This is a genomic window from Cellulophaga sp. RHA_52 (assembly GCF_007827205.1).
In the GTDB taxonomy this organism is placed as follows: Bacteria; Bacteroidota; Bacteroidia; order Flavobacteriales; family Flavobacteriaceae; genus Cellulophaga; species Cellulophaga lytica.
The window spans coordinates 1,802,606-1,822,344 of sequence record NZ_VIRZ01000001.1 but is presented as its reverse complement, the minus strand read 5'-3'; the positions used below and the strand labels follow the sequence as shown (position 1 = coordinate 1,822,344).

Sequence of the window (19,739 nt, the reverse complement as noted above, 5' to 3'; positions counted from 1 at the left end):
TGTTTAGTATAGCCTATCGATGACAAAGAAGCCCAGAGTTCTGCTCTGGGCTTTATGTTTTTATATACTTAACGTAAATATTACCATTTTATAATAACACTACCCCAAGTAAAACCACTACCAAAGGCTGCCAACACAACTAAATCTCCCTTTTTAACTTTTCCTTGTTCCCAAGCTTCTGTTAATGCAATAGGTATAGATGCTGCTGTTGTGTTACCATATTTCATAATGTTATTAAAAACCTGATCATCATTTAGTTTAAACTTCTTTTGTATAAACTGTGATATTCTAAGGTTTGCTTGGTGTGGCACTAGCATATCAATATCAGAAACTTCTAAATTGTTTGCTTGTAAGCCCTCCATAATAACCTCACTAAAACGCACCACTGCATTTTTAAATACAAATTGTCCGTTCATATAAGGAAAATAAGACTCATCATTAGGGTCTGCTTCTTCAATAATATCTGTTACCCAACGTTTACCCATACCTGGCGCTATTAAAGATAACTCCTCTGCATGTTGCCCTTCAGAATGTAAATGAGTAGATAATATACCTGTATCATTATCTTCTGCTCTACTTAATACTGCCGCACCAGCGCCATCACCAAAAATTACAGAAACACTTCTGCCACGTGTAGTCATATCTAAACCGTGTGAGTGTAACTCAGAACCAATAACAAGTACATTTTTATACATACCACTTTTTATATATTGGTCTGCTACAGATATACCATACACAAAACCAGAACACTGGTTTCTTACATCTAATGCTCCTACGGTTTTAATACCTAAATCTCTTTGCACTAAAACTCCTGGCCCAGGAAAATAGTAATCTGGACTTAATGTTGCAAAAACTATAAAATCTATATCATCTTTATCTATACCTGCACGTTCTATAGCTATTTTAGCAGCCTTTACACCCATTGTTGTAGTTGTATCACCATCTCCTTTAACTACGTGTCTTCTTTCCTTTATACCAGTACGCTCTTGTATCCAAGCGTCATTAGTATCCATTACTTTTGATAAATCATCATTAGTAACTACATTTTCTGGTACATAATGGCCAAGGCCAATTATTTTTGAATTATACATAACTTTTACTTTAATATCTTAGTTTGGTTTGGGTAAAACCCAATTAAAAGCTGCAATATATAAATAATGATAATTTTTAATTGCAATAATTGAAGATAACCAAAAAATCTGATATTTTTTTAATAGAGTGTCAGTTTGTCATATATAGCTTAATTGGTATTTTATTTGCCATACCCATATCAGAATAAAAAAATTAATAATCAGTTTTTCTAACTAAAGGAATACTAAATACAATTTAATTATGGCGACAGGTAAAATTAATGTATCAGTTGAGAATATTTTTCCGCTTATAAAGAAGTTTCTTTACAGTGATCATGAGATATTTTTACGAGAATTAATATCTAATGCTACAGATGCAACTTTAAAACTTAAACATTTAACTTCTATTGGTGAGGCTAAGGTAGAATACGGCAATCCGGTTATAGAAATTAAGGTTGATAAAGAAGGTAAAAAAATACATATTATAGACCAAGGTCTTGGTATGACAGCAGACGAGGTTGAAAAATACATTAACCAAGTTGCTTTTTCTGGAGCCGAAGAATTTTTAGACAAATACAAAGACTCTGCTAAGGACTCTGGTATTATTGGTCATTTTGGACTTGGATTTTACTCTGCTTTTATGGTTGCAGATAAAGTAGAAATTATTACTAAAAGCTTTAAAGATGAGCCAGCTGCACATTGGACTTGTGATGGTTCTCCTAATTTTACATTAGAAGAGGCAGACAAAACTGAACGTGGCACAGAAATTATTTTACACGTTGCAGATGACTCTACAGAGTTTTTAGAAGACAGTAAAATAAATGAGCTTTTAACAAAGTACAACAAGTTTATGCCTGTACCAATTAAGTTTGGTATGCGTACAGAAACGTTACCTAAGCCAGAAGACGCTAAGGAAGAAGACCCTGCACCAACACAGGAGGTAGACAATATTATAAACAACCCTAACCCAGCTTGGACAAAAGCTCCGGCAGATTTACAAGAAGAGGACTATAAAGGGTTTTACAGAGAGCTTTACCCAATGCAGTTTGAGGAGCCTTTGTTTCATATACACCTTAATGTAGATTACCCGTTTAACTTAACAGGTATTTTATATTTCCCTAAATTAACTAACGACCTAAACATACAAAAAGACCGTATACAACTATACCAAAACCAAGTTTTTGTTACAGACAACGTAGAAGGTATAGTACCAGAATTTTTAACTATGTTACGTGGTGTTATAGACTCACCAGACATACCGTTAAATGTTTCTAGATCTTATTTACAGGCTGATGGTGCTGTTAAAAAAATATCATCATACATTTCTAGAAAAGTAGCAGACAAACTATCATCTTTATTTAAAAATAATAGAGAAGATTTTGAAGCGAAATGGAATGACATTAAAATTGTTATTGAATACGGAATGCTTTCTGATGATAAATTCTTTGACAAGGCTGACAAATTTGCATTGTACCCAACAGTAGATGGCGCTTTTTACACGTTTGAAGAGTTACAAGAGAAAATAAAAGCTACACAAACTGATAAAGACAATAAACTTGTTCTTTTATACGCCTCTGATAAAGAAGCACAGCACAGTTATATTGAAGCTGCAAAAGCTAAAGGTTACGAGGTTTTATTACTAGACTCTCCTATTATTAGTCACTTAATGCAAAAATTAGAAACTTCTAAAGAGAATATTTCTTTTGCAAGAGTAGATGCAGATCATATAGATAATCTTATTAAGAAAGATGAAGAGCAAATATCTAAACTTTCTGAAGAAGAAAAAGAAACGCTTAAAAAAGAGTTAGAAGAAACTATTACTAACAAAAGCTTTACTGTACAGTTAGAAGCTATGGATAGTTCTGCTGCTCCTTTTACAATTACAGAGCCAGAGTTTATGCGTAGAATGAAAGAAATGCAACAAACCGGTGGCGGTGGTGGTATGTTTGGTATGGGTAATATGCCAGAAATGTACAACCTTATTGTAAACACAAATCACGCTTTGGTTTCTGAAATTTTAACTGCAGACGCACCAGAAACAAAAACGCGTTTAATAAATCAATCTTTAGATTTAGCACGCTTATCTAAAGGCTTATTAAAAGGTGAAGAGCTTACAAACTTTATTAAAAGAAGTTACGAAATGGTAAAGTAATAAGTACCAATAGGCTTAAAAATAAAAAATCCGCATTAATTACTTAATGCGGATTTTTTATACCAACTAAGCTCTTTCTTAATTATGGTAATAAATTAAACCATTAGCTACTTTTAAATTTATATTCGGGTCCTCTAACGTAAAGTTTGCTGCAGGATTTGAATCGTCCTTAACCTTAGATTTAAAAGCATTTATAAGATTATTATTCTCATTTTTACCGTATATGTTTAATTTGGAGTAATCTGAATCTAAATTAAAGCTCGCATTATTATTTAAATTGTAAAACCAAAAGACACCATTATAATCATTAATTTTTACATTCTCTTTTAGTTCTGCAATTTCCACTTTTGAAAAGTCATTTTCTATAGTTGCGTTTTTAATGCTCCCAATTAAAGCTTTATAAACATCATTAAAATAAAATTGAGCTCCTTCAATTTCTTCTGCATAAAAATAACCATCCTTTATATGAAATCTACTTTTGCTATTTGTTATTCTATCTAAAATTACACCGCCTCTTTTTATTTTTAGTTCAGTCTGGTTTTCTATTTTAGAAAAATTAATTTGACTACCAGAACCATTTACTTTTAAAATAACACCCTCAGGAACTTTAATTAGAAACTTAGGCTTTGCCCCCTTAGATTTTTCATATTTATACTTAGCTTTATTAGGCTTAGTTTTAATAGACCTTAAATATGGCTTATAACCAGCATGTATTTCATTAACAATAGAATCTTTTGTTTTTCTTCTATTAATAGTATCCTTACTTCTTAAATTCAAGGCTCTATTAGTCATTGTTACAAATTCAAAAAAACGATATTTTAAATTTTTCCCTCTACTTGTTATTATCAGGTTACCACCTTCCTTCTCTGTTGTTACTTTAATAGTTTCTATATAATTTTGTATTTGCCTTTTTGAGTATTTAGTAAAAGAAACTGAGTAATTTACGTGTACTTTATCATCAATAGAGTTCTCTATTAAAACATCATCAGTAAACAAATTAACAGTTACATTACCCTCTTTATTTACTTCAAAATCCTTTTTATACACAACTACCTCTTGCGCACTAACTACTCCTGTTGTAATTAAAATTAATAATAGTAAAATTTTATATGGTTGTTTCATTTTGATCTTTTTTTGCGTTTAATATTTTTATATGTTCTTGTATATCTTTAAGCAAACTTAGACGCGTTTGCAGATTTCTAATTAAATCTTCTACCACAAAAAGATTGTTTTTATCGGCTTTAAATTCTTTAGAAATTTGCTTGTAATCCGCATCTAACTGTGTTAGCTTTTGTTTATACCTGCGTATTAGTTTTTCATCTGTGGCCACAGCTAAAAAATTCTTCCATTCTGTATCTATATTAGCTAAATACTCTGTTTCTACTTTTTTAAGTTCTTTTGTAATTTGTACTGCATTTACCTCTTCTTCATCATCTGTAGCATTTTGCTGCACAAACACAAATGCCAATCCTACAAGTAAAACAAATACTGCCGCAATCTTCATAAACCTATAATTATATTTTTTTGCAGATGGTATATTACCTAACTTCTCTAAAAACTCGTCTTTATGTGTTACTGGTAATTCTTTTTTAGGAAAATCATCTTCAGTAAAACTGTTTCTTAAATTTTTCATCTCCTTTATTTTTGTTGAATAATTTCTTTATTCGTTTTTACTTTGGTCTCATTTAACAATTCTTGCAACTGCAATCTTCCTCTACGCAAATGTGTTCTAGATGTTTTTATTGGCAACTGTAAAATTTGTGATATTTCTTCGTGATCATAACCCTCTATTAGGTACAATTGCACCACTAACTTGTATTTAACTGTTAATGACTCTATTGCTTTAAGCACGTCTTTTTTTGTTATTGCATCATTAAAATACCAATCAGATTCTTCTTCAAACTCATATTCAACATCATCTAAATCCTCAAAAATTAACTTTTGTTTTTTTAACACATCTAAGCATTGGTTAATTACAATTCGTTTTAACCAAGCTCCTATTGTGTATGTTGACTCGTAATTATTAATTTTACCAAAAGCTTTTATAAAGCTCTCCTGCATTGCATCTTTTGCATCTTCTTCGTTTCTTAAATACCTACAAGCAATGGTAAACATTGCGTCACAATAATTTGTATACAACTGTAGCTGAGATTTTTTATCTCCTTTTTTACAGCCAGCAATTAATTGGTTTGTGGTTTGTTGCATAAATCTTTGTAAGTATTCTATCTTAAAAACGATTGCTTTTTTAAAGGGTTTCATTTTTAACAAAAAAACCATCACTAAATTTTAGTGATGGTTTAAAAATAAGTAAGTTTTAAGGTATTTATACCTGAAATTTATTTTTGTAATAATTTTTATAAATAGGCACCTGTATTAATGTCATTAACGCCAGAGCCACTATACCATATATTAAACTATTATTTAAATGTATATTTTTAAATAGTGATGTTAGAAAATTATAATTTTTATTTGGCAACCAACTTGAATTTTCTGCAGTTTCAAAAAATGATAAATACACGCATAAACCACCTACTATTACAAAAATAAGTGCCCAAACTGGTTTAGATATTAAAGTTTTATAAGTAGTGGCTGTAGACGTTTTTTCTACTACTACTTTAGACATTATTAAATCTGTAAAATCTGCAGATGTTTTCTGTACGGGTAAAGACTGCATTGCTTTGCCTATAAAATCGTCTATATTTTTTTGTTCCTTATCCATATATATTTATTATTTCTGGAGAGATCCTAGTTTCTATTATTGCTGCTAATTTTTTTCTACTCCTAAACAATTTAACTTTTAAATTATTTACAGATGTTGCTGTTACTTCTGCTATTTCTTTTAATGACATTTCATCAAAATAAAACAAGGTTAGTAAAGCTCTTTCATCTGCAGATAGTAATGCTATGCATTGCTGTATTGCAACTGTACGCTCTTTATTTTGCATTTGCTCTAAAGCATTGTCTATTGTATGTAAACTTCTTTCGGTTACATTTTCTATAGGCACAACCAAAGCATTTTTTTTTAATTTTTTAAGTTTATCTAAACTTGTATTGTAAACCACTTTATATAGCCAAGTAGAAAATTTAGAGTCGCCCTTAAACTTATTTAATTTTGCATATGCTTTTACAAATGCATCCTGTGCAACCTCCTCTGCCTCTTCATTATTACGCAACATTCTTACAGCCAAAGTAAAAACCATATCCTTGTACTTATTTACAAGAAATGTGTAAGCTTGCGGATCACCGTTTAGCACTTTAGCTATGTAATGTTGGTCGTTTATATTAGTCATTTGTAGGTTAGACGACCTGTTAATTGGTTTGGTTACCAAAGTAGCTAAAAAATATTTTTTTAATAAACTTGTAACCATATTTTAAAAACTATCGTCTTACCATAAGAACAAATTAAAATTAATCAATTTAAATTACATAACTATGGGACCAGAAGTACTAATTGTAGCATTAATATTTGCATCTATCTTTGGCGTATTTTATTTATTCTTTTCTACACGTAATAAAGAGCGCTTAGCATTAATAGAAAAAGGTGTAGATGCTGGTATTTTTGTTAAAGGAAAGCAAGATAAAGCCGCTCCTATTTGGAAAATACTTACGTTAAATTTTTCTTTGCTAATAATAGGTATTGGCTTAGGAATTTTACTTGGTAATATTTTTATTAATATGGGCTTAGATGAAGCTGTTGCTGTTGGTACAACTTTTATTACTGCAGGTACGGCTTTATTAATTGGCTTTTTTATGGTAAAAAAAATGGATAAGGAATAGACTTTATTATACACCAATTATTACTGCCAAATAAAACCATTGTATTTATATGCAATGGTTTTTTATCTTTATAGGATGAAAGTAATAGCAACCAACCTTGGAAAACCAACCAAAATACAGTGGAATGGCAAGGAAGAAGTAACCGGAATTTACAAATACCCAACTACTGCACCTTTACTATTAATGAGTACAGATGTTGTTAACGACACTGTAATAGACCGCAAACATCACGGTGGTACAAGCAAGGCTTGTTACTTATTTTCTGCAGATGTGTATGCATATTGGAAAGACCTTTACCCTACTTTGGAGTGGAACTGGGGAATGTTTGGAGAAAACCTTACTGTACAAGGGTTAAATGAAGCTACAATTAGAATTGGTGATATTTACAAAATAGGAACCGCTATTGTGCAAGTATCACAACCAAGAGAACCTTGTTATAAGCTAGGTATACGATTTGGAAACCAACAAATACTAAAACAATTTATAGACCATAACCGTCCTGGCACTTATGTTCGTATTTTACAAGAAGGAACAGTTAAAACAGGAGATATTTTTACATTGGTAGAACAGTCTAAAAATGAACTTACTGTACAAGATTTTTACAAGTTACTTTTTGCTAAAGAAAAAGATACCTACCTAGTAAAACTAGCAGTTAATAATACTGCATTACCAGAAAAAAAGAGAACACGCTTAGCTAAATACCTTTAAAATTATGATATATCCTTGGCACCTATATCTTATGGCACTGCTGTATGTAATTGCAGGTATTATGCATTTTATAAAACCAAAAATATACACACGTATTATGCCCAGGTATTTACCTAAACATTTATTATTGGTACATATTAGTGGTATAGTAGAGGTTGTTGTTGGTGTAGGCTTACTTTACACACCTACTAAAAACTTAGCTATTTATACATTAATAGCAATGCTTATAGTTTTTTTACTGGTACATTTTTATATGCTTTCTAGTAAAAAAGCAGCCGCAGGTATACCACGGTATATTTTATTACTGCGTATACCTTTACAGTTTGCTTTAATGTATTGGGCCTATTATTACTTACAATTTTAAGCATAAAAAAAGGAGGCTAAATAGCCTCCTAAAACTCTCACAACAATACTTAATATAATTAGTTTAAGCTAACTAATTTGCTGTATCTATCTTTGTTTACTTCTACTACAAATCTAAATTCTTCTTCAGCAAAATTAGTAAATCTAAAAGCTTTTTCAACTCTTAATTTATTATCAAAATTCTCTGTGTAAACTTCGTTTCCTTCTAAATCATATACAGAAACTACAACTTTACCTTTCTTTTTATTTAAAAAGCTCATTACTACTAAATCACCTCTTTTCTGAAAAATTGGCTTAGTAACTTCTTTTTTCTCATCTACTATAACTTCTCCATTGTTAATGTGTATAGCGTAAGAAACTTTTTTTAACATATTTTCTACGTTTAAGTAGTAGTTTCCGTCTTCTAAACTCTCTACATTAAACTTTTTAGTGTAAACCGATCTATTTTGAATTTCTTCAGAATAAAATACTGAAGAATTCTGATCTACAAATTTTACAACTGTTTGTAGATTTCTAGCTTCAAACTTGAAGATTAAATCTTTTGAATTCTTTTTTGTCACCAATTCTAATGATGATTCTTCCATTGCAAAACCAGCAGTTGATACAAATAGAAACAGAACTAACGCGGAAATTTTAAAAATTGTTTTCATAGGTTTACTTTTTTAGGGTTATTCTTTTTGTTATGAATTGGTAATTAATTACACTGCAAATATATGTGGCATATTCTGTTTATTTTACCTCTATTTTTTCCAATATCTATGCTATATTAACCGTAATAGTAAACAAACACTCTATTGACGTTAATTTAACATACAAAAAGGCCTAAATATTTAAAAAAAGGTGTTTTATAATGTATAGATATTATATTTTTGTATTCTAACTATTTAAAGATGACAAATCAAAAACCTATTTTTGAATCTATAGCTCCAGATTTTGGACATTCATTTACCTACCAAAAGTTTGATGAAGCCACTAATAATAAAAACAATACTTGGCATTATCATCCTGAAATAGAATTGGTTTATGTAAATGGTGGTTCTGGCAAAAGACAAATTGGAAGTCACATATCTTATTACACAGATGGAGATTTAATTTTAATTGATGGTAATTTACCACATTGTGGACTTACAGATGTGCTCACAAAAAACAAAAGTGAAACCGTAGTACAAATGTTACCCAACTTTTTAGGCGATAACTTTTTTAACTTACCCGAGCTTAGAAACATTAAATCTTTATTAGATACTTGTAAAGGTGGTATTGCTTTTCATGGCAATACTAAACTTAAAATTGGAGATAAAATTGAAGTATTAGAATACCAAACAGATTTTCAAAGATTAATATCTATACTAAACATATTAAATGAGTTGGGTAAATCTAAAGAGTATACTTTATTAAACGCAGAAGGTTTTGCTATGAAAACAGAAGTTAAAGATAACGACCGTATTAATGTTATTTTTAATTACGTTAAAGCAAACTTTAGAGAAGAAATTACATTAGACAGTATAGCGTCTTTGGTTAATATGACGGTACCATCATTTTGTAGGTATTTTAAAAAAATTACCAATAAAACATTTATACAGTTTACCAATGAGTATAGATTAGTACACGCTTCTAAATTACTAGCAGAACAAAAAATGAGTATTACAGAGGTTTGTTTTGAATGTGGTTTTAATAATTTTTCCCACTTTAATAAATCGTTTAAAAAATTTACCGGACAAAACCCATCAGAATACAGAAACGAACTAAAAACTATTGTTGCTTAAATTAGTTAGTTGTTTGTACCTTATTATATAGGGCACAAAAAAAATCGGTTTTAAATATATTTAAAACCGATTTTTTTTATTTGTTATCCTTATTAATGCAAGTTACATACTGTCTTTACTAAGTTTGGATGGCCTTACTAATGTCCTCATAAACAACTACATTATACAAAATGCAACAGTTATGCCAAAATTTAAAAAAACACAGTTGTATTTACTAAATAATCGTTAAAACTATTTATAAATTTGGTTTAACACCTTAGCTAAGCGTAAACCTCCTTTTAATAATTGCTTGCGTAATGTACCCATATGTAGGTAACTGTATCTGTAACCTAGTTTTTCTCCTATTTCTGCAGACTTATACACTTCTTCTGCTAAATCTTGAGATTCCTCTATCCAATCATAAATAGTACCTTCTTTTATTTTAGCTTTTTCTTTTTTGTCTAATTTAGGTAAAGCGTTGGCTAGTTCTGTATAACTCATCCCGTAAGACTCTATCATGTCAGAATCCCAAACACGGTGTAAGTTAGACCCTCCATTAAACCAGCGTACTTGTATATCATTACCTCCTTTGTCTTCTGCGTGTCCTGCGTGTAAAGGTTGGTGCATATCTCCTACTAAATGTACTAACATTTTTAAATGAAAAGATTTATCTTTTTTAGAGCTTTTTTCATCTTTTAATACAGATACACATTTTTCTATACCTATCATTAAATCTCCTTCTTTTGGAGGCGTAATTTCTGTGTACTTTTTATCAGCAGGAAAATTTACATAATGCCAAGGAAAATAAGCTCTAAAATCACGATCAGATTTTATTTCATCTGCATAATTAGATACAAATGCTAAATCTTGCCCTTCTAATATTTTCTTTATTGCCTTTTTTGCTTTTCTACTAAGTTCTTTCTGTGCTACCTCCCCAACAGTTCTGTGCCCTGTTTTACCCCAAAAAATGTTGTTAGCAAAGGAAACTTGTACTGCTAAAAAAAGTAAAATACTTATCTTTTTCATTCTAATAATATTTTTGGCTAAAATAGATAATGTAGCTTAAAGTAATGTTATTTTTTAGTTGGTTTTAATTTTTTAACTTATCCTTATACACAAAAACATTCTATTTTGATTTTAAAGAAAATAAAGAATCCATATTTAAGGTACACCACTATACTATTACTTGCTTTTACACTTATAATCTCATTATTTATTTTAAGTGTTTATGTAGGTGTATGGGGAAAAATACCTAGCAAAAAAGAACTAACAACATTAAAGTACCAACAAGCATCAGAGGTTTATTCTGCAGATAGTGTTTTAATTGGTAAATATTATTTACAAGATAGGCAACCCATACCTTATGCAAATTTCCCTAAACATTTAATAGATGCATTAGTGGCTATTGAAGATGAGCGTTTTTACAGTCATAGTGGCGTAGATTATAAAAGTATGCTTAGGGTTGCATTTAAAAGTATTTTATTGCAAGACAAATCTTCTGGTGGTGGTAGCACTATTAGCCAACAATTAGCAAAAAACTTATATCCAAGAACAAAACGTGGAAAGTTTAATTTAGCTATTGCTAAACTTAAAGAAATGTTTGTTGCCAGTAGGCTAGAAAGTATTTATAGTAAAGAAGAAATACTATATCATTATTTAAATCAGGTATCTTTTGGTGATAATACACACGGCATAGAAAGTGCTTCTTTAAAGTTTTTTAATAAACACGCTAAACAATTAACTATCCCCGAAGCTGCCACATTAGTAGGTATGCTAAAAGCTACATACGGCTATAACCCTAGAGTTTTTCCTAAAAAAAGTACCAATCGCAGAAATTTAGTAATGCAAGCGATGTACAAAAACGGGTATATAAATGAAAAACAAAAAGACACTCTACCTCAAACTCCTTTACAATTAAACTATAGAGACTTTAATTATAATGATGGTATTGCTCCCTATTTTAGAGAAGAGGTTAGAAAGCAACTTTTAAAATGGACTAAAGAAAAAAATGCAAAAGGTGAAGATTTAAATATTTATACCTCCGGATTAAAAATATACACCACTTTAAATTACAAAATGCAATTGTTAGCAGAAGAAGCTATGCAAGAGCATATGAAAAAATTACAATCAGATTTTGAAAAAAGTTATGGTAAAAATGCACCGTGGCTAACCAATAAAAGTATTATTAACAAAGCGGTAAAACAATCATTACCCTATAAAAAGCTAAAAGCACTAAACCTACCAGAAAAGCAAATACTAGATTCTTTAAACAAAAAAAAGAGAATGACTTTAGCTACTTGGGATAAAGACATTACAATACAAGCCAGTACAATAGATAGTATTAAGCATTACAGTAAGTTTTTAAATATTGGCTCTTTGGCTGTAGATCCAAAGAGCGGAGAAGTAAAAGTTTGGATTGGTGGTGTTAATTTTAAACACTTTAAGTACGACCATATATCGCAAAGTAAAAGGCAAGTTGGCTCTACTTTTAAACCAATTGTATACACCACTGCCTTAGAGCAAGGCATTGGTCCGTGTACATATTTCTCTGCACAAGAGGTAGAATATAAAAATTTAAAAAAATGGAGCCCGTCTAACTCTGGCTCTAAAGATGAAGCTTACCTTAATTACACAATGCAAGAAGCACTTAGTAAATCTGTAAACACTGTTGCTGTTAAAGTATTAGAGAAAGCAGGAATAAAAAATACTATTGAACAAGCTAAAAAAATGGGAATTTCTACAGACTTACCTAATGAGCCTTCTTTGGCTTTAGGTACTGCAGAGGTAAAAATTAACGAACTAGCAAAAGCATACACAACTTTTGCTAATAATGGCAAGCACAGCACTCCGTTTTTAATTAAGCAAATTGCAACCAGTAAAGACTCTATAATTGAAACTTTTGAACCACAAATTAGTAAAGAAGCCGCTTTTTCTAATGAAACTAATATGATTATGTTAGAGTTAATGAAAGCTACTATTAATACTGGCACAGCCTCAAGAATACGTAACAGCTACAAATTAACTAATGACATTGCAGGCAAAACAGGTACTACCCAAAACAATAAAGATGCTTGGTTTGTAGGCGTAACTCCTAAATTAGTAAGCGTTACTTGGGTTGGTTTAGACAATCATGAAATTGGATTTAAAAGCACAAGTTTAGGTCAGGGTGCAAATGCAGCATTACCTGCTTTTGCTTTGTTTCTTCAGAAAATGAATAAAGAAGCCGATTTTAATTACATTACAAAAGCCAAATTTAAAAAACCTACAGATGCAATTTTGCAAGATTTAGACTGTGAACCCATAAAAAAAGATGGCTTTTTAAAACGTTTATTTAAAAATCCTAATAAGAAAAAACGTAAAGAGTTTAAGCGTAGTTAGTCTCTTATTAATATATTTATAAAAACTATAAGGATTAAAACTAATATGAAAGAATATAAGATTGTTAGACAAAGAACTAAATTCCGTAATACAGATAGCGAATTTGAAAATGAATTAAATGCATTAGCTAAACAAGGTTGGATAGTAAAATCTTCTATTGTTATGAATAGCTCAAGTTTATTTAAGGTAATTTTAGAGCGCGATAAAAACAGGTAATTATGAAAAAACTACTAATACTATGTCTCGTATTCCCAATTCTAATTTTTGCTCAAGAAGTAAAAAAAGAAGAACTAGATTTAAAAAACGGAGACATTAGTTTACCTGGTACCTTAACAGTGGCCCAATCTAAAAATAAAACACCACTTGTAATTTTTATTCAAGGTTCTGGTAATGGTGACCGTAATGGTAACCAAGCCGGTACACTAATGCAAATTGGTTATATAAAAACCCTTAGAGATAGTTTAAATGCTAAAGGAATTTCATTTTATAGCTATGATAAAAGATCTGCAAATCTTAACAATTTAAAAAGTGTAAAAGATATTAGCTTTAAAGGTTTTGTTGCAGATGCCAACGTAGCTATAGATTATTTTAAAAACGACAAACGCTTTAGTGGCATTACTATAATTGGGCATAGCCAAGGTTCTTTGGTTGGTATGTTGGCCATTAATGCTCGTAATGATAAAGCTGTTACTTCTTATATTTCTTTAGCCGGACCAGGAAAAACTTTTGACAAAACAATTGTAGAACAATTAACAGCGCAAAACCCAAGTTTAGGCCAAGCCGCAAAAGAACAATTTGAAGAATTAGTACAGACAGATACTATTAAAGAGGTTAATCCGCTTTTAATGAGTGTTTTTCAACCAGTTTATCAAAAATTTATGAAAGAATGGGCTACAGAAAATCCTGCTTCTGAAATTAAAAAAATGAAGATTCCTGTTTTAATTTTAAATGGTGATGCAGATCTTCAAGTTAGTACAGACGATGCTAAATTATTAAAAAACGCCCAGCCAAAAGCTACTTTAAAAATAATTCCAAAAATGAATCATGTTTTAAAAGTTGTGAATTCTATAGTTGAAAACCAAGAAGCTTATACATCAAAAGACTATAAAATATCTAAAGAGCTTATTAATACTATAGATAAATTTGTATCTAACTAAAAAAAACTTGTGAACCTATAATAATGACTTATAAAATTTTGTGTTCTGATTTAGACGGAACCTTACTCACCACAAAAAATGATGTTTCTGAAGTAACCATATCAGAAATAAACAGAATAAAAAACCACCTTAAAATAATTTTAGTTTCTGCCAGAATGCCAAAGTCTATGCGCTACTTGCAAGAAAGACTAGGCATACAAAATTTACCTATTATTTGCTATAATGGTGCTTTAGTCTTAGATAATAACAAAGAGCTATTTTCTACTTTCATAGGCATTAAAGAATTGCAAACCATATACACTATTGCAGAAAAATACAACGTAAAAATGGGACTGTATTTTAATGATGAATGGTATGTACCACAAGACTCTGAGCGCGTTCAAAAAGAAATTCACCATACAAAAGCAGAGCCAATTTTTGAAGACACTAAAGTAACATTAGTAAATTGGGAAAAGAGAGGTGTTGGTGCCCATAAAATTATGCTAATGGGAACTAAAGAAACTACAGATGCTATTTTTACAGCCTTAACATCAGCATTAAGTGAACTTCTTCATTTTTACAGATCTAATGATACTTTAATAGAAGTTGCCCCTAAAACCATATCTAAATTATCTGCTATAGAATTACTACTGCAAAATGAAACTTTAGATGAAGTTATTGCATTTGGAGACAACTATAATGATATGGAAATGCTAACCCATGTTGGTTGTGGTGTAGCTGTAGAGAACGGAAGAACAGAAGTTAAGGCAATTGCAAACCACATAACTCTTAAAAATACAGAAAACGGAGTTGCGCATTTTATTAAGCAAAACATCATAATTTAAGTATATTTGAGAAAACTCACTTTTTAGAACAACTATACGTATGACCGAAAATTTTATTGAACCACTTATTACAGATGATAAAGTTGTTTTTGGATTACTAACACTTTGCTTAGGCTTTGTTTTTTACACCTCAGCAAAAAAAACTGGTTTTTGGGGTAAATTTTACACCATTGTTCCTGGTATTTTACTTTGTTACTTATTACCTGCAATTTTAACCTCTACAGGAATTATTGCAGAAACTTGGAAAACAGTAGATGATGCAGGTATAATAACAGAACACGAGTCTGACTTATACCATATGGCAAGTAGGTATTTATTACCTGCCGCTTTGGTTTTAATGACCTTAAGTATAGACTTAAAAGCAATAACCAATTTAGGCTCTAAAGCTCTAATTATGTTTTTAACAGGTTCTGTAGGTATAATTATTGGTGGGCCATTAGCTATATTAATTGTTTCTATTTTTTCTCCTGATACTGTTGGTGGTAATGATTTTGATGCTATATGGAGAGGACTTTCTACCATTGCTGGTAGTTGGATTGGTGGTGGAGCAAACCAAGCTGCTATGTTAGAAATTTTTCAGTATAATCCAGAAAAATATGGTGGTATGGTACTTATAGATGTTGTTGTAGCTAATATTTGGATGGCCATTATTTTATTAGGTGTTGGTAAAACTACTAAAATTGACAAGTGGTTAAAAGCAGATGCATCTGCCATAGAAAAATTAAAGGTGAAAGTAACTGCTTTTACAGAAAAAATTACAAGAATACCAACTACACAAGATTATATGATGTTGCTTTTCTTTGCGTTTACGGCAGTTGGCTTAGCACATTTTTTAGGTGAAAACGTTAGCTCTTATTTAGGAGATAATGTTGCTGCTGTAGCAGATAAAAAAAGTTTTTTATCTTTTTTAGGTTCTAGCTTTTTCTGGATGGTTGTTTTAGCTACTATTGCTGGTATAGCATTATCTTTTACAAAAGCTAAAAACTTAGAAGGTGTTGGTGCTAGTAAAATAGGCGGTGTGTTTATATACATTTTAGTTGCTACTATTGGTATGAAAATGGATTTAGGTAAGGTATTAGAAAACCCAGGATTAATTGCCATTGGCTTAATTTGGATTACCATACACGCTGGTTTACTAATATTAGTTGCTAAACTTATTAAGGCTCCTTATTTCTTTTTAGCTGTTGGTAGCCAAGCCAATGTTGGTGGTGCAGCTTCTGCGCCTATAGTAGCTGCAGAGTTTCACCCATCATTAACATCTGTAGGAGTGCTACTTGCTGTTTTTGGCTATGTAGTAGGTACAGGCGGTGCACTACTTTGTGCATACCTTATGGAAGTTGCCTCTGCTCTTTAATTAAAAAGTTATACACAAAACAAAAAGCATTAACGATTTTTTAAGAAAAATTATTGATATTTGCTGCACTTAAAAAATTATAAAATGAATAGATTTTTTCTTCTGTTTCTTCTAGGTATTAGCATTATTGCTTGTAATTCTACAACTAAAAACACTATGACTGTTTCTGGTAATGTAAAAGGCCTAAAAAAAGGAACATTGTATTTACAAAAAGTGAATGATACTGTTTTAATTACAGTTGATTCTTTACAAATTAAAGGAGATGGTAATTATACATTATCTACTGAATTAGAAAGTCCTGAAATATTTTATTTGTATTTAGACAAGTCTGATAACTCTGAATTTAATGATAGAATTACTTTTTTTGGAGAACCTGGTAACATTACTATTAATACAGCTTGGAACACATTTGCTTTAAATGCAAAAATTGAAGGATCTGATTCTCAAAAAAAACTAGAAGAGTTTAGAAAAAATGCTTCTAAGTTTAATGCAGAAGCATTACGCCTTGCACAAACGGCACAGTTGCCAGGCATACAAGGTAATGACCAAGCTATAGATTCTTTAAATAAAATGTTATCTAAAAATAACTTACGTGGATATTTGTATGCTTTAAACTACTCATTAAACCACAAAGAGTCTTACGTGGCTCCTTATTTAGCTTTAACAGAAGTACCAGATGTTAATGTTAAATACCTAGACTCTATCTACAACTCATTGCCAGATAGTATATCGGTTTCTAAATATGGTAAAAAGTTAAAAGAACATATTAGCAAAGTAAAAGCTGCTAACAAATAAGCATAAAAAAAACATCCGCCAATGGCGGATGTTTTTATTTTGTATAAACAGTAAAAATTAACCTAATTTGTTAACCTCTGCTATTAATTCTGTAGCTTTAGTTTCTAGCTCTGTACGTACAGCACTTAAATGCTTACTTCTATTATCTACATCTTTATTGTTTACTTTAGCGATTAACTCATCAAAAGTAGCAATTGCAGAATCTATAATTTTAGAACCTTCTTTAGAATCTTTAGAGTTTGAAGTTGCTTCCCAAAAGTAAACTGCTTCAATAATATCTCCTAAAACAAAATTGATGTCTTTTTTTAAATCTCTTATGCTTGCCATTTGTATTTATTTTTATGCAAAAATACATATTTAACTTATACAAAGAGTTTCTAACCCTTAATATATTAGCTTAAGTCTTAAATAGGTTAAATTGTTACTTCTAATAATTTAGCTCCGCTAGAAATTATTTCTATAGATTTAGAAAGTGCTGGCACTAAAATAGTTTCTCCTTTTACCAAATTAGCTTCACCAAATTCGTTTTTCACAGTTGCAGAACCACCTACACACATATAAATAGTAAAAGAGTCTCTACTAGTTACATCTTGTTTAATATTTTCCGTTAATTCTATAAAATTAGTTTTAAAGTAAGGGCAATCTACCATTGTGTTTACCTCATTCTTCTCTGTACTATATGCAACTTTAAAATCGTCCTTTTTAGTGTAATCTATAGCATCTAAAGCTTGCTCTGTATGCAACTCTCTTAGGTTTCCGTTTTTATCCTTACGGTTAAAATCAAAAACTCGATAAGTAACGTCAGAAGTTTGCTGAATTTCTGCTAATAAAACACCTGCACCAATTGCGTGTATTTTTCCTGTATTAATAAAAAAAGTATCACCTTCTTTTACCTTTTCATAGTTTAGTAAATCTAGTAACGTATCATTTTTAATACTGTTGGCATACTCATCTTTAGCTACATCTTTATTAAAGCCTACAATAAGCTCAGCATCTTGGTCTGCATCCATTACATACCACATTTCTGTTTTACCAAAAGAGTTATGTCTTTTTTTAGCCAACTCATCATTTGGGTGTAACTGTATAGATAAATCTTGCTTGGCATCTATAAATTTTATCAATATAGGAAACTCTTTGCCAAAACGTTCTGCTACACTTACGCCTAAAAGATCATTTGTTTGTGTATTAATTAACTCTTGCAATGATATACCTGTTAAATCTCCGTTAGAAACCACAGAAACATCTCCTTTAACGGTAGACAACTCCCAGCTTTCTCCTGTTATATCATTTTCTATGGGCTTATTTAAAACATCTCTTAACTTGGTGCCTCCCCAAAGTCTTTCTTTTAAAATAGGGTTAAATTTTAACGGATACATATATGTGTTGTTTATAAATTTGACATTTTTTTATCCAGAATAGGTTACATAGTTTCGTGGGGTCTCATACAATACAACCTCCAAGTCTTTTGTAGCATCTATCTCTGGTCTAAGCTTGTTCCAAATAACCACAGCTATGTTTTCTGCTGTTGGGTTTAATTCTTTAAACTCTGGAACCTCTATATTTAAATTTTTATGATCTAAAGCTTTCTCTATTTTTTCTTTAATAAGATCTTTTAAAACTTTCATATCCATTACAAAGCCTGTTGTAGGGTCTATTTCTCCTGCAACGCTAACAATAAGTTCATAATTGTGACCATGATAATTAGGATTGCTACACAAACCAAAAACTGCTTTATTTTTTTCTGCATCCCAATCTTTATTATGCAGTCTGTGAGCCGAATTAAAATGTGCTTTTCTACTTACTTTAACCTTCATATTAATATTGGTTTTGAAGTGTGTACTTGTGAAAACGGTCAAAAATTATTTTAAACCATTCTGTATAGTTTTGAGGATTTTTATTGATATCTATTTTTATATCATCTAAAGCCATCCATTTCCAATCTTCTACTTCTGCTTTGTTTATATTGGGCTCATCATTAAACTTCCCAATCATTACATGGTCTAATTCATGCTCTGTTAAACCATTATCAAAAGGAGCTTTGTATATAAATGAAAAAAGTTCTTTTAGTTCTGTTACAAATCCCATTTCTTCTTGTAACCTTCTTTTACCTGCTTCTAAGTTAGTCTCACCTACTCTTTGGTGACTGCAACAGGTGTTGGTCCATAACAAAGGAGAGTGGTATTTCTCTGATGCACGTTGCTGCAACATTGTTTCTCCTTTATCATTCATTACAAATACAGAAAATGCTCTATGGAGGAGTGCTTTTTCATGAGCCTCCATTTTACCCATTGTTCCTATTTGCTGGTCTTGTTCGTTAACTAATATTACTTGTTCTTCAATCATAATATTACAAAAATAAGACCTTTATGTTATTTATGAGCAACATAAAAAAGAAAAAACACCTTTACAAGTAAAAGTG

23 protein-coding genes are annotated in these 19,739 nt (G+C 30.7%); 11 read left to right on the top strand and 12 right to left on the bottom strand.

The window, feature by feature from the left end; all coding sequences use genetic code 11:
- Positions 1 to 80: 80 nt before the first annotated feature.
- Positions 81 to 1,091 carry a 3-oxoacyl-ACP synthase III family protein gene (locus JM80_RS08020; protein WP_013620074.1) on the bottom strand — a complete coding sequence of 337 codons (1,011 nt, stop codon included), beginning with the start codon at positions 1,089 to 1,091 and terminating at the stop codon, positions 81 to 83.
- Between the two features lie 241 nt (positions 1,092 to 1,332).
- Here JM80_RS08020 and htpG point away from each other — a divergent pair, with 241 nt between their 5' ends.
- Positions 1,333 to 3,222 (top strand): molecular chaperone HtpG, encoded by a 1,890-nt coding sequence (htpG, locus tag JM80_RS08015; protein WP_075694351.1) that lies wholly within the window; start codon positions 1,333 to 1,335, stop codon positions 3,220 to 3,222.
- A gap of 78 nt (positions 3,223 to 3,300) precedes the next feature.
- Here the strand turns inward: htpG and JM80_RS08010 are convergent, their stop codons facing one another.
- The 5 genes from JM80_RS08010 to JM80_RS07990 form a co-directional block, all read right to left on the bottom strand.
- On the bottom strand, positions 3,301 to 4,344 hold the full coding sequence (locus JM80_RS08010; protein ID WP_144709648.1) for a hypothetical protein: 1,044 nt from the start codon (positions 4,342 to 4,344) through the stop codon (positions 3,301 to 3,303).
- Positions 4,328 to 4,855: a hypothetical protein gene (locus JM80_RS08005; protein ID WP_144709647.1), complete on the bottom strand. Its 528-nt coding sequence runs from the start codon at positions 4,853 to 4,855 to the stop codon at positions 4,328 to 4,330. Before JM80_RS08005 ends, JM80_RS08010 begins: the two co-directional genes overlap by 17 nt.
- A gap of 5 nt (positions 4,856 to 4,860) precedes the next feature.
- A complete protein-coding gene (locus JM80_RS08000; protein ID WP_255436719.1) occupies positions 4,861 to 5,427 on the bottom strand; it encodes an RNA polymerase sigma factor in 567 nt (188 codons plus the stop codon).
- Between the two features lie 118 nt (positions 5,428 to 5,545).
- Entirely contained in the window at positions 5,546 to 5,941 is a 396-nt protein-coding gene (locus JM80_RS07995) for a hypothetical protein (protein WP_144709646.1), read from the bottom strand.
- Positions 5,934 to 6,590 carry an RNA polymerase sigma factor gene (locus JM80_RS07990; RefSeq protein ID WP_255436718.1) on the bottom strand — a complete coding sequence of 219 codons (657 nt, stop codon included), beginning with the start codon at positions 6,588 to 6,590 and terminating at the stop codon, positions 5,934 to 5,936. Before JM80_RS07990 ends, JM80_RS07995 begins: the two co-directional genes overlap by 8 nt.
- A 64-nt stretch (positions 6,591 to 6,654) precedes the next feature.
- On the opposite strand from JM80_RS07990, the gene JM80_RS07985 reads away from it, so the two are divergent.
- The 3 genes from JM80_RS07985 to JM80_RS07975 all read left to right on the top strand — a co-directional run bounded on the left by JM80_RS07985 (position 6,655) and on the right by JM80_RS07975 (position 8,071).
- The gene (locus JM80_RS07985; protein ID WP_144709645.1) at positions 6,655 to 6,999 is read left to right on the top strand and encodes a DUF6249 domain-containing protein; all 345 of its coding nucleotides are present in this window, start codon (positions 6,655 to 6,657) and stop codon (positions 6,997 to 6,999) included.
- 75 nt (positions 7,000 to 7,074) lie between these two features.
- Positions 7,075 to 7,707, top strand: a complete 633-nt coding sequence (locus tag JM80_RS07980; RefSeq protein ID WP_186439762.1) for an MOSC domain-containing protein — start codon at positions 7,075 to 7,077, stop codon at positions 7,705 to 7,707.
- 4 nt (positions 7,708 to 7,711) lie between these two features.
- The gene (locus JM80_RS07975; protein ID WP_013620083.1) at positions 7,712 to 8,071 is read left to right on the top strand and encodes a hypothetical protein; all 360 of its coding nucleotides are present in this window, start codon (positions 7,712 to 7,714) and stop codon (positions 8,069 to 8,071) included.
- 58 nt (positions 8,072 to 8,129) lie between these two features.
- On the opposite strand, the gene JM80_RS07970 is transcribed toward JM80_RS07975, so the two are convergent.
- Positions 8,130 to 8,720, bottom strand: coding sequence for a hypothetical protein (locus JM80_RS07970; protein ID WP_013620084.1), 591 nt, complete (start codon positions 8,718 to 8,720; stop codon positions 8,130 to 8,132).
- A gap of 240 nt (positions 8,721 to 8,960) precedes the next feature.
- Between JM80_RS07970 and JM80_RS07965 the strand changes: the two genes are divergently transcribed.
- Positions 8,961 to 9,833, top strand: coding sequence for an AraC family transcriptional regulator (locus JM80_RS07965; RefSeq protein ID WP_013620085.1), 873 nt, complete (start codon positions 8,961 to 8,963; stop codon positions 9,831 to 9,833).
- Between the two features lie 231 nt (positions 9,834 to 10,064).
- On the opposite strand, the gene JM80_RS07960 is transcribed toward JM80_RS07965, so the two are convergent.
- The gene (locus JM80_RS07960; protein WP_013620086.1) at positions 10,065 to 10,838 is read right to left on the bottom strand and encodes a S1/P1 nuclease; all 774 of its coding nucleotides are present in this window, start codon (positions 10,836 to 10,838) and stop codon (positions 10,065 to 10,067) included.
- A 105-nt stretch (positions 10,839 to 10,943) separates the two neighbouring features.
- Between JM80_RS07960 and JM80_RS07955 the strand changes: the two genes are divergently transcribed.
- From JM80_RS07955 to JM80_RS07930, 6 genes are all read left to right on the top strand, one after another.
- The gene (locus JM80_RS07955; RefSeq protein ID WP_144709643.1) at positions 10,944 to 13,190 is read left to right on the top strand and encodes a transglycosylase domain-containing protein; all 2,247 of its coding nucleotides are present in this window, start codon (positions 10,944 to 10,946) and stop codon (positions 13,188 to 13,190) included.
- 45 nt (positions 13,191 to 13,235) lie between these two features.
- The gene (locus JM80_RS07950) at positions 13,236 to 13,406 is read left to right on the top strand and encodes a DUF4177 domain-containing protein (protein WP_083653473.1); all 171 of its coding nucleotides are present in this window, start codon (positions 13,236 to 13,238) and stop codon (positions 13,404 to 13,406) included.
- A 2-nt stretch (positions 13,407 to 13,408) separates the two neighbouring features.
- Positions 13,409 to 14,347 (top strand): alpha/beta hydrolase, encoded by a 939-nt coding sequence (locus JM80_RS07945; protein ID WP_089119562.1) that lies wholly within the window; start codon positions 13,409 to 13,411, stop codon positions 14,345 to 14,347.
- A gap of 23 nt (positions 14,348 to 14,370) precedes the next feature.
- Positions 14,371 to 15,171 carry a Cof-type HAD-IIB family hydrolase gene (locus JM80_RS07940; protein WP_144709642.1) on the top strand — a complete coding sequence of 267 codons (801 nt, stop codon included), beginning with the start codon at positions 14,371 to 14,373 and terminating at the stop codon, positions 15,169 to 15,171.
- Between the two features lie 40 nt (positions 15,172 to 15,211).
- The gene (locus tag JM80_RS07935; protein ID WP_144709641.1) at positions 15,212 to 16,525 is read left to right on the top strand and encodes a DUF819 domain-containing protein; all 1,314 of its coding nucleotides are present in this window, start codon (positions 15,212 to 15,214) and stop codon (positions 16,523 to 16,525) included.
- A gap of 84 nt (positions 16,526 to 16,609) precedes the next feature.
- Positions 16,610 to 17,320: a DUF4369 domain-containing protein gene (locus tag JM80_RS07930; RefSeq protein WP_013620092.1), complete on the top strand. Its 711-nt coding sequence runs from the start codon at positions 16,610 to 16,612 to the stop codon at positions 17,318 to 17,320.
- 57 nt (positions 17,321 to 17,377) lie between these two features.
- Here the strand turns inward: JM80_RS07930 and JM80_RS07925 are convergent, their stop codons facing one another.
- The 4 genes from JM80_RS07925 to idi all read right to left on the bottom strand — a co-directional run bounded on the left by JM80_RS07925 (position 17,378) and on the right by idi (position 19,663).
- The gene (locus tag JM80_RS07925) at positions 17,378 to 17,647 is read right to left on the bottom strand and encodes a hypothetical protein (protein ID WP_013620093.1); all 270 of its coding nucleotides are present in this window, start codon (positions 17,645 to 17,647) and stop codon (positions 17,378 to 17,380) included.
- Between the two features lie 86 nt (positions 17,648 to 17,733).
- Positions 17,734 to 18,696: a type I phosphomannose isomerase catalytic subunit gene (locus JM80_RS07920; RefSeq protein WP_144709640.1), complete on the bottom strand. Its 963-nt coding sequence runs from the start codon at positions 18,694 to 18,696 to the stop codon at positions 17,734 to 17,736.
- A 30-nt stretch (positions 18,697 to 18,726) separates the two neighbouring features.
- A complete protein-coding gene (locus tag JM80_RS07915) occupies positions 18,727 to 19,134 on the bottom strand; it encodes a 6-carboxytetrahydropterin synthase (protein ID WP_013620095.1) in 408 nt (135 codons plus the stop codon).
- Position 19,135: 1 nt separating this feature from the next.
- On the bottom strand, positions 19,136 to 19,663 hold the full coding sequence (gene idi, locus JM80_RS07910) for an isopentenyl-diphosphate Delta-isomerase (protein WP_013620096.1): 528 nt from the start codon (positions 19,661 to 19,663) through the stop codon (positions 19,136 to 19,138).
- Positions 19,664 to 19,739 lie beyond the last annotated feature (76 nt).

Bases quoted from the DNA above. Each gene is read 5' to 3' on its own strand.
- JM80_RS08020 (WP_013620074.1), bottom strand. From the start codon at position 1,091: ATGTATAATTCAAAAATAATTGGCCTTGGCCATTATGTACCAGAAAAT.
- htpG (WP_075694351.1), top strand. From the start codon at position 1,333: ATGGCGACAGGTAAAATTAATGTATCAGTTGAGAATATTTTTCCGCTT.
- JM80_RS08010 (WP_144709648.1), bottom strand. From the start codon at position 4,344: ATGAAACAACCATATAAAATTTTACTATTATTAATTTTAATTACAACA.
- JM80_RS08005 (WP_144709647.1), bottom strand. From the start codon at position 4,855: ATGAAAAATTTAAGAAACAGTTTTACTGAAGATGATTTTCCTAAAAAA.
- JM80_RS08000 (WP_255436719.1), bottom strand. From the start codon at position 5,427: ATGCAACAAACCACAAACCAATTAATTGCTGGCTGTAAAAAAGGAGAT.
- JM80_RS07995 (WP_144709646.1), bottom strand. From the start codon at position 5,941: ATGGATAAGGAACAAAAAAATATAGACGATTTTATAGGCAAAGCAATG.
- JM80_RS07990 (WP_255436718.1), bottom strand. From the start codon at position 6,590: ATGGTTACAAGTTTATTAAAAAAATATTTTTTAGCTACTTTGGTAACC.
- JM80_RS07985 (WP_144709645.1), top strand. From the start codon at position 6,655: ATGGGACCAGAAGTACTAATTGTAGCATTAATATTTGCATCTATCTTT.
- JM80_RS07980 (WP_186439762.1), top strand. From the start codon at position 7,075: ATGAAAGTAATAGCAACCAACCTTGGAAAACCAACCAAAATACAGTGG.
- JM80_RS07975 (WP_013620083.1), top strand. From the start codon at position 7,712: ATGATATATCCTTGGCACCTATATCTTATGGCACTGCTGTATGTAATT.
- JM80_RS07970 (WP_013620084.1), bottom strand. From the start codon at position 8,720: ATGAAAACAATTTTTAAAATTTCCGCGTTAGTTCTGTTTCTATTTGTA.
- JM80_RS07965 (WP_013620085.1), top strand. From the start codon at position 8,961: ATGACAAATCAAAAACCTATTTTTGAATCTATAGCTCCAGATTTTGGA.
- JM80_RS07960 (WP_013620086.1), bottom strand. From the start codon at position 10,838: ATGAAAAAGATAAGTATTTTACTTTTTTTAGCAGTACAAGTTTCCTTT.
- JM80_RS07950 (WP_083653473.1), top strand. From the start codon at position 13,236: ATGAAAGAATATAAGATTGTTAGACAAAGAACTAAATTCCGTAATACA.
- JM80_RS07945 (WP_089119562.1), top strand. From the start codon at position 13,409: ATGAAAAAACTACTAATACTATGTCTCGTATTCCCAATTCTAATTTTT.
- JM80_RS07940 (WP_144709642.1), top strand. From the start codon at position 14,371: ATGACTTATAAAATTTTGTGTTCTGATTTAGACGGAACCTTACTCACC.
- JM80_RS07935 (WP_144709641.1), top strand. From the start codon at position 15,212: ATGACCGAAAATTTTATTGAACCACTTATTACAGATGATAAAGTTGTT.
- JM80_RS07930 (WP_013620092.1), top strand. From the start codon at position 16,610: ATGAATAGATTTTTTCTTCTGTTTCTTCTAGGTATTAGCATTATTGCT.
- JM80_RS07925 (WP_013620093.1), bottom strand. From the start codon at position 17,647: ATGGCAAGCATAAGAGATTTAAAAAAAGACATCAATTTTGTTTTAGGA.
- JM80_RS07920 (WP_144709640.1), bottom strand. From the start codon at position 18,696: ATGTATCCGTTAAAATTTAACCCTATTTTAAAAGAAAGACTTTGGGGA.
- JM80_RS07915 (WP_013620095.1), bottom strand. From the start codon at position 19,134: ATGAAGGTTAAAGTAAGTAGAAAAGCACATTTTAATTCGGCTCACAGA.
- idi (WP_013620096.1), bottom strand. From the start codon at position 19,663: ATGATTGAAGAACAAGTAATATTAGTTAACGAACAAGACCAGCAAATA.